We start from the raw sequence: 14,034 nt of genomic DNA on the forward strand, positions 1-14,034 counted from the left end.
GCTAGAATTAAAGGTTTTTTAGGAGACCAAGAGATTCTTCACTGCGTTTAGAATGACAGTACATGTTTAGCGTAAGCCAATCTCGAACACCCCTGTGGTCGCCTTATTAGGGGACAGAGCTCCGTACTTTTTTTTGAGCATCAAGGATAGTAGATTACATTTTTTGTCATTCAGAAGGAGGTACGACTGATGAATCTCTAAGCCGAATTTCATGGCATTGACCCAAATTTTTAAACGAGCTCCCAATTGAAAATGTAGGTTGTATCTCCTAAAAAGGGGATTATAGGGGGTGTTTTAAAAGAAGGAGCTAGAATTGAAGGTTTTTTAGGAGACCAAGAGATTCTTCACTGCGTTCAGAATGACAGTACATGTTTAGCGTAAGCCAGTCTCGAACACCCCTGTGGTCCCCTTATTTGGGGACAGAGCTCCGTACTTTTTTTTGAGCATCAAGGATAGTAGAATAGATTTTTTTTGTCATTCAGAAGGAGGCACGACTGAAGAATCTCTAAGCCGAATTTCATGGCATTGACCCAAATTTTTAAACGAGCTCCTAATCGAAAACGTAGGTTATATCCCCTTAAAAGGGGATTATAGGGGTGTTTTAAAAGAAGGAGCTAGAATTAAAGGTTTTTTAGGAGACCAAGAGATTCTTCACTGCGTTCAGAATGACAGTACTTGTTTAGCGTAAGATAGTCTCGAACATCCCTATGGTCCCCTTTTTAGGGGGCAGGGCACTATCCTGATATTTGTCATTAAGGTTTTAAAGAATACATTTTTTGTCATTCTGAAGGAGGTACGACTGAAGAATCTCTAGGTGAATTTCATGGCATTGACCCAAATTTTTAAACGAGCTCCCAATTGAAAATGTAGGTTGTATCCCCTAAAAAGGGGATTATAGGGGTGTTTTAAAAGAAGGAGTCAAAATTAAAGGTTTTTTAGGAGACCAAGAGATTCTTCACTGCGTTCAGAATGACAGTACATGTTTAGCGTAAGCCAGTCTCGAACACCCCTGTGGTCCCCTTATTAGGGGACAGAGCTCCGTACTTTTTTTTGAGCATCAAGGATAGTAGAATAGATTTTTTTTGTCATTCAGAAGGAGGCACGACTGAAGAATCTCTAAGCCGAATTTCATGGCATTGACCCAAATTTTTAAACGAGCTCCTAATCGAAAACGTAGGTTATATCCCCTTAAAAGGGGATTATAGGGGTGTTTTAAAAGAAGGAGCTAGAATTAAAGGTTTTTTAGGAGACCAAGAGATTCTTCACTGCGTTCAGAATGACAGTACTTGTTTAGCGTAAGATAGTCTCGAACATCCCTATGGTCCCCTTTTTAGGGGGCAGGGCACTATCCTGATATTTGTCATTAAGGTTTTAAAGAATACATTTTTTGTCATTCTGAAGGAGGTACGACTGAAGAATCTCTAGGTGAATTTCATGGCATTGACCCAAATTTTTAAACGAGCTCCCAATCGAAAACGTAGGTTATATCCCCTAAAAAGGGGATTATAGGGGGGGGCAAGTTATGTTTGATTTTGCGTCACGAGATTCTTCACTGCGTTCAGAATGACAAGTGATGCTCAATATGACATTTAATTTTACTTTTCAAGGGGCTTAATTAAACCACTTCTCAGTAATCGTCTTTTCAACATTCAAATGATTTTTATGGATGTATTCATTTTTGGAGGCGTGGTATTCGTAATCTTCACCCCACGCTTTATGGTTTTTAGAAACTTTAGCAATAGCATCGCAGATGAAGGTTATTTCGGCATTGGTCATAGTCGGGTGAATAGACATTCTAATCCAACCCGGACGCTCAATTAAACAGCCTTCTAAAATTTTCTTTTCGATGGATTTTGAAGTGGATTCATCTACATTCAAAAGGTAATGCCCATAGGTTCCAGCACAAGAGCAGCCGCCACGTGTTTGTATACCGAATCTATCGTTTAATAGTTTTACTATTAAATTATAATGTACATTTTCAATATAGAAAGAGAAAACACCCAGCCTGTCGGTGTGGTTTGGTGCTAAAATGTTTAGGTTAGCTATTTTTGAAAGTTTCTTAAATACGATAGCGTTTAATTCGTGCTCTCTATCTAGGATGTTTTTAGTACCCATCTCTTCTTTCAACTGAATAGCTAGGGCCACTTTTATGGCTTGTAAAAAACCTGGTGTACCACCATCCTCACGAGTTTCAATATCATCAATATAATCATGGTCTCCCCATGGGTTGGTATAGCTAACGGTTCCTCCGCCTGGGTTATCTGGAACCAAGTTTTTGTAAAGTTTTTTGTTAAAAACTAAAACCCCTGATGTTCCTGGACCACCAAGGAATTTATGAGGCGAAAAGGTAATAGCATCTAAATAGGCATCTTCATTTTTCGGGTGCATATCGATATCCACGTATGGCGCAGAACATGCAAAATCGACAAAACATAAACCGTTGTTTTGGTGCATGATTTTAGCAATTTCATGATAGTTGGTTCTAATACCAGTCACGTTAGAACAGCCTGTAACCGCAGCTATTTTTAGAGGTGTTTCACTATATTCTTCAAGTAATTTTTTTAGGCCTTTTGTACATGGAATGCCTTCTTTATTGGAAGGAATAACCTTTACACGCGCAATGGTCTCTAACCAAGAGGTTTGATTCGAGTGGTGCTCCATGTGAGACACAAAAATAATAGGTCGTTTCTCTTCAGGGATATTGGTGTGCTCTTTTAAGTTTTCACTTAGTTTAAGCCCTAGAATACGCTGAAACTTGTTTATAGCACCTGTCATTCCTGTACCTACAGTGATTAAAACATCGTCCTTAGAGGCATTTACATGAGTTTTTATAATCTGTCTGGCATCATGATAAGCCAGAGTCATTGCAGAACCTGTAATAGATGTTTCCGTATGTGTGTTGGCCACAAAGGGACCAATATCGTTAACTAGCTTGTCTTCAATAGGTCTATATAAGCGTCCACTAGCGGTCCAGTCAGCATAAATGATTTTTTGTCTGCCATAAGGCGAATCAAAATACGTGTCGTTACCCACTATTTGTTCTCTAAATGGTGCAAAATAGGCTTCTAATTTACTTGGTTTTATATTTTTATTTATAAGGTTGGATAGGAAACTCATGTTGATAATCGTTAGGTACTTGGTTGATAAATAAATGTGTTGTGTTAGGTCAGTTTACTTGCTGTAAAGGGTGATTTTTGATGGTGTTAAGTTCTCGACTCCGCTCGAACACCGTTTGTAGTTGCCGTTTTTTAGGTCTTCGAGAGGAGTCGAGAAGCTATGATCATCAGAAGCAAATTTCGATAAATTCATAAAATAACTTTTAAATATTACGTTATATTAGAGGTGAAACTAATTTGTTTGAACAGTTCTCGACTCCGCTCGAACACCGTTTGTTGTTGCCGTTTTTAGGGTCTTCGAGCGGAGTCGAGAAGCCAAGACGATCAGAAGTACATTTTGATAAATTCATAAGGTAACTTTTAAATATTACGTCATATTAGAGGTGAAACTAATTTGTTTGAACCGTTCTCGACTCTGCTCGAACACCGTCTGTTGTTGCCGTTTTCAGGGTCTTCGAGCGGAGTCGAGAAGCTATGATCATCAGAAGTACATTTTGATAAATTCATAAGATAACTTTTTAATATTACGTCATATTAGAGGTGAAACTAATTTGTTTGAACCGTTCTCGACTCTGCTCGAACACCGTTTGTTGTTGCCGTTTTTAAGGTCTTCGAGCGGAGTCGAGAAGCTATGACGATCAGAAGTACATTTTGATAAATTCATAAGATAGCTTTTAAATATTACTTCATATTAGAGGTGAAACTAATTTGTTTGAAACTGTTCTCGACTTCGCTCGAACATCAAGTTTTGTGACCTACTTTTTAAACGATGAAATACCTGCCTTCAACCAATTGTAATATTCATCGGCATCGGGAGTATAGGCAACAGGCTCTATTAAGTTTTCTTCATCATGCCCCATCAGCACATAAAAAGGTTGCGAATTGGTTTTGTATTTAATGGTTTGTAATTCACTCCATTTCTGACCGATGTACTTTAACTGTTTTCCAGGTTTTAGCTTGGAATCAACAATCTCATCATCTTCCAGTTTACGTTTGTCATCAACATACAATGAAATTAAAATCACATCATTTTTTAAAATGCTTAGGATGTTTGGTTTTACCCATACATTTTGTTCCATTTTTCTGCAGTTTACACATGCGTGTCCTGTAAAATCTAGCATTACTGGTTTCCCTACTTTTTTAGCATAAGCGAGGCCTTTATCGTAATCGTCGAAAGCTAAAATATTGTGTGGTGGCATTAAATGCGCCCCTTCAGGAACTTCATCATGATGTCCACCAGGTACATTTGAAGAACCTAACTGTGTATACCCAACACCATAAGGCGATTCACTATAATGCTGTGGCGGTGGGAAGGCACTAATTAAATTTAGAGGCGCCCCCCAAAGTCCAGGAATCATATAAATGGTAAACGATAAGGTTATAAGTGCTAAAGACAAACGACCTACAGAAATGTGTGTTATTGGTGAATCGTGAGGCAGCTGTATTTTTCCAAATAAATAGAAGGCTAATGCTCCAAAAACAGCAATCCAAATGGCAATAAACACTTCACGCTCTAACCAATGTAACTGTAGTACCAAATCGGCGTTTGATAAAAATTTAAAGGCTAAAGCCAATTCTAAGAATCCTAAAACCACTTTCACGGTGTTTAACCAGCCGCCCGATTTTGGTAAAGAATTTAACCACCCCGGAAAGGCTGCAAAAAGCGCAAATGGTAAGGCAATTGCGAATGAAAATCCTAACATCCCTACAATAGGACCAATCTGACTTCCACCAGCAGCGGCTTGAACAAGTAAGGTCCCTACAATAGGCCCCGTACAAGAAAAAGAAACAATAGCTAAAGCTAATGCCATAAAAAAGATACCAATTAATCCGCCTCTATCGGCTTGGCTATCCACTTTATTCGCCCATGAATTAGGAAGCATAATTTCGAAAGCACCTAAAAAAGAAGCTGCAAAAACGAGTAATAGTAAGAAGAATATAATATTAAACCATACATTTGTTGATAAGGCATTTAGGGCATCAGCACCAAAAATAAGACTCACGAGAATCCCTAAAAGCACATAAATAACAATAATAGACAACCCGTAAATAACAGCATTTCTAATGCCTGCGGCTTTGTTTTTACTTTGTTTGGTAAAGAAACTTACCGTCATTGGAATCATCGGGAATACACAAGGTGTTAACAAGGCTGCAAATCCTGAAAAGAAGGCAATAAAAAAGATACCCCATAAGGTTTTTTCTGATTTTTTAGCAGGAAGCTTAGTGGTGTTACCTTCAGTAGGATTGCTATCAGCCTCCGCGTTCTCAGAAGTCGAAACAGCAGCTGCTGCATTACTTTCCTCAAGATTAAAAGGTAAATCCACTTCGGTAGGAGGTAAGCAACGGGTATCGTCGCAAACCATATATTCTACAAAGCCATTGATGGTTTTTTCATCACCTACAACGGCTATTTTTTGTTCAAAAACAGCGGTGTCTTCAAAAAAGGTGATTTCCATTTCAAAAACAGGATCGTTAATGGTATGGCCTTTTTCTTCTGTGGTATTTCCTATGATTTTAAATTGCCCATTTGCATCATCATATATAAAGCTTGTAGGAACCGGACCGTTTTCAGGTACGTTTTGAGAATATAAGTGCCAGCCTTTTTCTATGGTTGCTTTTGAAATTAACTTGTATTCGGTGTCAGATAGTTTCTCAACTGAAGTGCTCCATTTTACGGGGTTGAAAATTTGAGCTTGCCCTAGCATGGTAAATAAGAAAGCACAGAGTAGAAATATTTTTTTCATAGTTAATGGGTATGTTAAAAAATGGTTGTTAGCTTATATCGAGCAGCTGTGTTAAAAATGTGTATTTCTGTTTTTTACAAAGCTACCAATTGTCATTTAATTTTTAATGGCTGACTATTTTGATCTAGGAAGCCTGATTTCAATATATAATATTTTAATGAAGCCGTCTTAATGAAGTAATTACGAAGGGATTTGTTTCACTCCATGCTTAAGGCTATATATAAGAGATGACAAAAATCGTGTTTACCCTTATTAATGAAATGTTAAATATTGGATTTTGGTGTTAAAGTTATGGTTTTGTGGTTGTATTGTCATCCAGAAGGAGTCACGAGTGAAGGATCTTTATGTTGAGTTTTGGGGTATTTGTTCAGTTTTTACACAAGACTTGAATTGAAAACGTAATTCAGTATCCCCTAGAGGGGATTATAGGGGTGTTTTTAGAGACGAAGAGATTCTTCACTGCGTTCAGAATGACATGGGAGCGTTCAGAGTTACAGAATAGAGGTGAGCCTTAGTTGAACACCCCTATTGTCCCCTCAAGGGGACAGTACTATGTTCTATTTTTTGAGCGTTTAAGTTAATAGGGAACTTATTCGGGTTTGTCATCCAGAAGGAGGATCGACTGAAGGATCTATATGTTGAATATTAGGGAATCTTTACCAATTTTAGACAGGACTTGAATTGAAAGCTTGTGTTATTATCCCCTAGAGGGGATTATGGGGGGGTTAGGGATGCTTAACACGAACACCCCTGTGGTCCCCTCAAGGGGACATGGCTCTGGTTTATTTTTTGAGCGTTTAAGTTAAAATGGAGGTTTGTTGAGTTTGTCATCCAGAAGGAAGTACGACTGAAGGATCTCAATGTTGGATTTCACAGCTATTGTTCAATTTTACACCAGACCTCAATTGAAAGCGTATGTAAGTATCCTCTAGAGGACTATCGAGATGAAAACATCGTTTTTACGGAAGATACCTAGCGTAGCTAATAGGGGTGTTTTTAGAAGAAAAAACTAGGACTAAAGGTTTTTTTAGAGACGAAGAGATTCTTCACTGCGTTCAGAATGACATTGGAGCGTTCAGAATGATAGAAAAGGGTGTGTTTTGGTTGAACACCCCTGTAGTCCCCTTATTAGGGGACATTGGCTCCGTCCTATTTTTTGAGCGTTTAAGTTAAAATGGAGGTATATCGGGATTGTCATCCAGAAGGAGGCACGAAAGAAGGAACTTTTGTTGAGTATTACGGTAACTGTTCCATGTTTACACCACACTTCAATTGAAAGGGTATGTTATTATCCCCTAGAGGGGATTATGGGGTGTTTTTTAGGGATGCTTAACACGAACACCCCTGAGGTCCCCTTTTTCGGGGACAGTACTATGTTCTATTTTTTGAGCGTTTAAGTTAATAGGGAACTTATTCGGGTATGTCATCCAAAAGGATGAACGACTGAAGGATCTATATGTTGAATTTTAGGGAATCTTTACCAATTTTAGACAGGACTTGAATTGAAAGCTTGTGTTATTATCCCCTAGAGGGGATTATGGGGGGTAGGGATGCTTAACACGAACACCCCTGTTGTCCCCTTATTAGGTGACAAGGCACTGCTCTATGTTTATACAATTAGTTTTATTAGTAACTATTACCACATATTAACCGTTACCAATCCTCCTAAAAACAAAACACCCTCTGAAGCCAATTAAAATCTTCAAAGGGTGTTTTATTAAGAAGGGAAACTAATTTAGAAAACTAGCTTCTAAATTTCCACCAAGGTTTTTTAGTTTCTTCGGCTTCCCCGTAGCCGTAGCCGCCATATCCGTAGCCATATCCTTTTTTAGGATCTGTGCCATTCATGACTAAGGCCATGTTTTGTACGCGTTTTTCATTATGTATATGTTTTGGAATATCTAGTAGTCGCTTATCAAGGTAATTGGCTCTTACCACATATAAAAACAAGTCAGCTTTAGAGGCAATTTGCATAGTGTCGGTTACGGCATTAATAGGTGCCGTATCTACGATAATAAAGTCGTAGTTTGCTTTACCATAGGCTAATAATTCATCTAATCGGCCATTCATTAATAACTCGGCCGGGTTAGGTGGGATGGTCCCTGATTGAATCACATCAAAGCCCCATTTTTGATGAGAAATAATATCTTGAGGTTCTATGGTTGTGTCGGCTAAGTACTCGGTAAGTCCCAGTTTAGCTGTTTCAATGTTTAGGTATTCTATAAATTTAGGTTTACGAATATCGGCACCAATAAGCAATACTTTTTTATTAGTCATAGCATAAACAGTTGCCAAGTTAATAGAAATAAAGGTTTTACCTTCTCCAGGAATGGTAGACGTAACGAAAATGATTTGTCCTTCATCTCCCGTATTGCCAAGTAGAAAATTTAAATTGGTTCTTAACATTCTAAAAGCCTCTGCCTGACTGCCTCGATCGTCTTTGTTTAGCATGCGATCTTGTTTTACTGTGATAGGCACATCACCAACAAAAGGAGCTTTAACCAGTTCTTCAAGTTCTTTTTGGGTGTGTATTTTATTATCTAAAAGATTACGGATGTAGACGATGGCGAAAGGAACAATTAGCCCTAAAATAAGTGCACCAAGGTAGATTATTTTACGTTTCGGACTTACCGGCAGGGTACTGCTTTCTGCTTTGTCAATAAGCTTAGAATTAGGTACGGTTACCGCTAGAGAAATGGCATTTTCTTCTCTTTTTTGTAATAAAAACAAGTAAAGGGTTTCAATAATTTGCTGTTGCCTTTGGATGTCTCGGTATTCACGCTCTTGTTTAGGCACCGATGTAATCCGTGCCGACATGCGCTGTTCCTGTACCATAGCATCTTTTAAAGCAATGTTTAATTGGGTCTTTAAGTTATCTAAACTCTGACTAATACTTCCTCTAATTTGTTCTAATTGGGTATCTAAGTTTATGATTACGGGGTTGTTTTTACCCGAACTTTTAGCGATACGTGTACGCTCTAAAAGCATTTCATTATATTTAGAACTGTTGGCACTCACATCGGAGGCATTTAACCCTAAATTTTGAGGGATTAAGGCTTCTGTATTGGATGCCAATAGGTTTTGAACAAAATCGACCATTTTAAGTTGGGTGTTTAGATCGATGATTTGCTTTTCGACTTCCGAGTTGGTTTCTAAAACAATTCCGGTTTCTGTAGGAATGTCACTAAGTTTGTTGGTGGTTTTAAAAATTTCGGCGGTTTTATCAACTTCCATTAAGTCTTCCTTAATGAGCTCCAAACGCTCGGTAATAAAGGTGTTGGTGTTTTTACCAATTAAACTTTTGTACTCTACGGCATCTTCATTGTATTGACGTACCAATTCATCTAGAATATATTGGGCCTTTTCCTTTAAAGTGCTTTGTAGTTTTAACTCAAGAACGGTGGCGTTTTTATTAAGTAGGTTTACTTGAATGGCGCTTCTAAGGCCTTCGGTAACTTTTTTTAACGATATAATTTTTACAGTATACTCATGACTAGCATCCATGTTGTTTGATGTACTATTTGGAGTGACGATAAAATCAATGCCATCCAAAATAATATTGTCTCCAAAATTATAAGTTTTACTATGTTCCGTACTAATCGGGGTTAATTTAAATTGTGTAGGCGATAGGGCTTCAATTTTAAATTCGGTTTCTTGGGTGTAAAAAATAGAGTCCTTTTTTAGAAAGTTTATTTTAAAGGGTAACGCACTGGCAAGCTCTTCTGAACTTCGTACTTGGCCTTCTTTAAAATAGGCCACATTAAAGTCTAAGTTTTTAATTACGCGCTCTAGGAGGTTACGGGACTTAAGAATAGTAATCTCATTTTCAATATTCTTTTTGTTTCCTCCTATGCCTAGCTCTTCAAAAACGGCCAATTCACTAGGAAGTCCGCCACTAGATTCGTCTTCAATTAGAATGGTGGTTGAGGTTTCGTATACATTGGGAGTATAGCGTAAGTAAATAAAAGCCCCGATTAAGGCTATTATTATGCCAAGGGCAAACCATTTCCAGTGAAAGAGGTATTTTTCAATTTCTTGGCGTATGTTGGTGGTTTCTTCGTCTACAAACATAAAACTTGTAGGGTTTTCTAGATTCTGATGCTGCATAATACGACTAAATAAGTAAACCTATTACGGTTAGTAATATGGATAGGGATGAGAGAATAACACTAGTGTTTGGGCCTACAACGGATGCGTTGACCTTGGTTTTATTGGGGTTGATATAAATAATATCGTTTTGTTTCACGTAAAAATAAGGTGAATCTAAAATAGTTTTTTGTGTAAGATCCAGGGGAATGTATTTTTTTGTGCCATTTTCCATACGTATTAAAAGCACTTCATCACGTTTACCATAAATAGTTAAATCACCTGCTAGCGTAATAGCCTCTATAATCGATAGGTGTTCGTTGGTGACTGGAAATGTCCCAGGACGGTTTACTTCCCCCAATACAGATACTCTAAAATTGGTGAAACGAATATTTATAACAGGATCTTGGATGTAACTGCTTAGTTGTTCTTTTAAAAGCGTATTTAATTCTTTGGTCGTATTTCCAGCGATATGAAGTTGCCCCAAAACAGGAAAGTTAATATTTCCATCGGTATCCACCAAATAGGGGAGCGGTCTAGCGGCATTCATATTCATAGAATTCGCAATGATGGGGGTTTCATACAAGTTAAAGGGTATGGCCGCTTCAGCGTTGGTAGCCGTAATGGTAATATTTAGAAGGTCACCCACTTGTATTTCAGGTTCGGTATGGGCTATGGAGTCGCTTAGCTTGGTATAGTCAATTTTTTGAAAGTACTGTACGCTTTCTCTAGAAGCACAGGCACCTAATACTATTGCTAAGCCTAATATGAAAATAAATTTTGAGAAGCTAAAAGGTATTGCTTTTATCATTGTAGAACTTTTGGTTAAGGGATTTTAATTTTGTTTGATTGGAATTTGTGTTTTGAGTTTATAAAAAACACTTAAAAATAAAAGAAAAATTACAAGGAGCATGGCCATCATACCCAAGCTACTAAATTGAGCAGAAAGGTAAATGATTAGTATGGCTAAAACATAATTTAGGCCACCTAAAATAACCGCGATTTTATAATGAGGCATCCCTAAATCTAGTAAGATGTGGTGCACATGATTTCTATCGGCAGTAAACGGGCTATGACCTTGTAATAAACGTACCCCTATAACCCGGAGCATGTCGAAAAAAGGCACCGCCAATACGCCAGTAATGATAAACAATTTGTTTTCTGGTTTAAAGGCAAAGTAATTATATAATAGGCTGTCTACCGTTAAAAAACGCAAACATAAAAATGCAATACAAAAGCCTATAATTAAAGAGCCGGTATCGCCCATGAAAATTTTACGTTGGTGTGAAAAATTATATTTTAAAAATGCCAAAAGCATGCTAATAAGGGTGAGGGCTAAAATAAAATAGAAATGTAAATCAATTTTGTAAAACATTAGAGCTAGCATGGAAAACACACTAATACCTATGGCTGAGGCAAGGCCATCGACGCCATCAATTAAATTGTAAGCATTAATGATAGTTAAAATGATTAAAATATGGAGGATATCAATAAGCAATTGTGGGGCCTTGTATATCCCTAGAAAACCATCAAACGATAAACTGTGAAATCCTGGATGGAAAAAAATGATGAAAATCGCTATAATTTCTACTAAAATGCGTGCTCTAGGTGTAGAAACCGCCAAATCATCCTTTAATCCTATGATAAATACTAAAGTAAGAGCCGCAGCTAAGTTTAAACCAATTTCGTCAATATCTAACTGTTTAAAAAGAAATAGGTTAAGAATAAGTGCCACAAAAAAAGCAAGACCACCCATGGTTGGGGTAGCTCGGGTATGGGAGCTTCTATGCCCCGGCTGTTCACTGAGGTTGTGGTGGTTCACCATAAAAATGATCCTAGGAATCAGGTAATTCACCAAGCCAAAGGAGCCGAAACAGCAAATGAGGGTTAATATAATAGGATTGGTTAAAATATTTGTAAGCATATTATTTTTTCTGATAGTCCAATTGTTGGCATAGTCTTATTTTTTCCGTCATGTTGAACTTGTTTCAGCATCTCATAAAACTTGTTAATATGAATAATTTATTGTGAGAACCTGAAACACCGTGCCTGTCGGCAGGCAGGAGTTCAGGTTGACACTATAGTTTATGATTGATTACGGACTTTCTAATTATTTTTTATAAAATTGGCTTAATTTTGAAACATTTTTAATGAATAAAGTAGACCACCCTCCAATTTGATTCTTATTAAGCGCTTTATAATCTTCTTTAGATTTGGTTATCACATTTTTTAGACTTCTATTGCTCGCTCCTCCAGTACGCATTTTTGTTATTACCATGGGTAAATAAATGAAATTTAACTGCTGGTCTTTAAAGATGCGTAAAATAAAATCATAGTCAGCCGCGATTTTAAAATTTTGGTCAAATATACCATGTTTTTTATAAATTTCCTGCTTTAAAAATAGGGTAGGGTGGGCCGGCATCCAACCTTTTTTTAAGAGTTTAAGGGTAAAGGGGCAACTTTTCCAATAACGCATGATTTTGTTGGTATTTTGTTTATCTACATATTCCAAATCACCATAAACGCCGTCGCATTTTTTCTTTTCAAATTGTGAAGCTATTTCACTTAAAACATTTTCTGAAGCCAAAAAATCATCCGAATGTACAAAACCAATCACTTCTCCAGTAGCCTTAGAAATCCCTTTATTTAAAGCGTCATATATCCCTTGGTCAGGTTCTGAAATTAATGTGATATGGTCATGTTTTTTTAGAAAATCTTTTACGATGTTAAGGGTGCTATCAGTAGAAACACCATCAATAATAAGATGTTCTACTTCTGGGTAATCTTGGCTTAAAACCGATTCGATACAGGTTTTTATCGAAGTCTCGCTATTGTATGTCGCTGTAATTAGGGTTATTTTCATGGAGATTTAAGCCATTTACAATTTGGTTTCAAAGTATTTTATAGTTTTGGTGAGGCCTTCTTCCAGTTCAATTTCAGGCTTCCAACCGCTTAATTTTTCTTTGGCCAGGTTGATGTCTGGCTGGCGTTGTTTAGGGTCATCTTGAGGTAATGGCATAAAAATGGGTTTCGACTTGGAGTTCGTGAGTCGTATAACGGCTTCAGCTAATTCCAGCATGGTAAACTCATTAGGATTTCCTAAGTTTACGGGGCCTAAGAATTTAGGGTCGGCATTCATCATTCTAATGGTACCCTCTACCAAGTCATCCACATATTGAAAGCTCCTGGTTTGTGTGCCATCGCCAAAAATGGTGATGTCTTCGCCTTTTAAAGCCTGCATGATAAAATTAGAAACCACACGACCATCGTTAGGGTTCATTCGTGGGCCATAGGTATTAAATATTCTTATAATTTTTATGGCCACATCGTTCTGGCTGTGGTAATCCATAAATAAGGTTTCGGCACAACGTTTGCCTTCATCATAGCAAGAGCGGATACCAATTGGGTTGACATTGCCCCAGTAGCTTTCGGGTTGGGGGTGAACCGCAGGATCGCCATAGACCTCCGAAGTGGAAGCTTGTAATATTTTTGCTTTCACACGTTTGGCTAAGCCTAAAGTGTTAATAGCACCCATCACAGAGGTTTTTATGGTTTTAATAGGGTTGTATTGGTAGTGCACTGGAGAGGCAGGACAGGCCATATTATAAATCTCATCTACCTCGGCATAATAAGGTTCGGTAATGTCGTGACGTACCAGTTCAAAAAAAGGATTGTTTAGTAGGTGAACTACATTTTCTTTATTTCCTGTAAAATAGTTGTCCAAACAAATGACATCATTTCCTTCGTTTAATAAGCGTTCGCATAAATGTGAGCCTACAAAACCAGCGCCTCCTGTTATTAAAATTCGTTTCATTTTCTACGTTGTAATTCTGTTATTTTAGTTTGAATTTGAAAAAACAAATACTCTTTGGATCTAGCAAAATGCACTCCAGTTATATGGTTAAAAGTGCCTAACTTAAAAAGATAAGTTCCCTAAAAATATAAAAAGGGAAGTAGGCCGGTTGTTAGTAAACCGTATTTTATTCGTTGTTCTAGCGTTCATTGCATGTCCTTTCTTTTTTTAGGTAAGGTAGAGGTAGGTTTGCCCAGAGGAATAGGCAATGTGTCTAGAAATATAGTGTTCTAAG

7 protein-coding genes are annotated in these 14,034 nt (G+C 37.5%); all 7 read right to left on the minus strand.

Annotated features, from left to right (window positions below):
• Nucleotides 1-1,611: 1,611 nt before the first annotated feature.
• The 7 genes from JJL45_RS06975 to JJL45_RS07005 all read right to left on the minus strand — a co-directional run bounded on the left by JJL45_RS06975 (nucleotide 1,612) and on the right by JJL45_RS07005 (nucleotide 13,760).
• Nucleotides 1,612-3,117: an aminotransferase class V-fold PLP-dependent enzyme gene (locus JJL45_RS06975; RefSeq protein ID WP_068603126.1), complete on the minus strand. Its 1,506-nt coding sequence runs from the start codon at nucleotides 3,115-3,117 to the stop codon at nucleotides 1,612-1,614.
• 754 nt (nucleotides 3,118-3,871) lie between these two features.
• Nucleotides 3,872-5,860, minus strand: a complete 1,989-nt coding sequence (locus JJL45_RS06980) for a protein-disulfide reductase DsbD family protein (RefSeq protein ID WP_068603125.1) — start codon at nucleotides 5,858-5,860, stop codon at nucleotides 3,872-3,874.
• 1,743 nt (nucleotides 5,861-7,603) lie between these two features.
• A complete protein-coding gene (locus tag JJL45_RS06985) occupies nucleotides 7,604-9,967 on the minus strand; it encodes a GumC family protein (protein WP_082935922.1) in 2,364 nt (787 codons plus the stop codon).
• 7 nt (nucleotides 9,968-9,974) lie between these two features.
• A complete protein-coding gene (locus JJL45_RS06990) occupies nucleotides 9,975-10,757 on the minus strand; it encodes a polysaccharide biosynthesis/export family protein (RefSeq protein WP_068603123.1) in 783 nt (260 codons plus the stop codon).
• Between the two features lie 24 nt (nucleotides 10,758-10,781).
• Nucleotides 10,782-11,870, minus strand: coding sequence for an MraY family glycosyltransferase (locus tag JJL45_RS06995; protein WP_082935921.1), 1,089 nt, complete (start codon nucleotides 11,868-11,870; stop codon nucleotides 10,782-10,784).
• A gap of 186 nt (nucleotides 11,871-12,056) precedes the next feature.
• A complete protein-coding gene (locus tag JJL45_RS07000) occupies nucleotides 12,057-12,809 on the minus strand; it encodes a glycosyltransferase family 2 protein (RefSeq protein WP_068603121.1) in 753 nt (250 codons plus the stop codon).
• Between the two features lie 15 nt (nucleotides 12,810-12,824).
• Nucleotides 12,825-13,760 (minus strand): UDP-glucuronic acid decarboxylase family protein, encoded by a 936-nt coding sequence (locus tag JJL45_RS07005; RefSeq protein WP_068603120.1) that lies wholly within the window; start codon nucleotides 13,758-13,760, stop codon nucleotides 12,825-12,827.
• Between the last annotated feature and the right edge of the window lie 274 nt (nucleotides 13,761-14,034).

The sequence above is a fragment of the Tamlana sp. s12 genome (genome assembly GCF_016767215.1).
GTDB classification, from domain to species: domain Bacteria; phylum Bacteroidota; class Bacteroidia; order Flavobacteriales; family Flavobacteriaceae; genus Pseudotamlana; species Pseudotamlana agarivorans.

What these genes read in the sequence shown, in the direction of transcription:
- JJL45_RS06975 (WP_068603126.1), bottom strand. Translation starts at nt 3,117, where the DNA reads ATGAGTTTCCTATCCAACCTTATAAATAAAAATATAAAACCAAGTAAA.
- JJL45_RS07005 (WP_068603120.1), bottom strand. Translation starts at nt 13,760, where the DNA reads ATGAAACGAATTTTAATAACAGGAGGCGCTGGTTTTGTAGGCTCACAT.
- JJL45_RS06990 (WP_068603123.1), bottom strand. Translation starts at nt 10,757, where the DNA reads ATGATAAAAGCAATACCTTTTAGCTTCTCAAAATTTATTTTCATATTA.
- JJL45_RS06995 (WP_082935921.1), bottom strand. Translation starts at nt 11,870, where the DNA reads ATGCTTACAAATATTTTAACCAATCCTATTATATTAACCCTCATTTGC.
- JJL45_RS07000 (WP_068603121.1), bottom strand. Translation starts at nt 12,809, where the DNA reads ATGAAAATAACCCTAATTACAGCGACATACAATAGCGAGACTTCGATA.
- JJL45_RS06980 (WP_068603125.1), bottom strand. Translation starts at nt 5,860, where the DNA reads ATGAAAAAAATATTTCTACTCTGTGCTTTCTTATTTACCATGCTAGGG.
- JJL45_RS06985 (WP_082935922.1), bottom strand. Translation starts at nt 9,967, where the DNA reads ATGCAGCATCAGAATCTAGAAAACCCTACAAGTTTTATGTTTGTAGAC.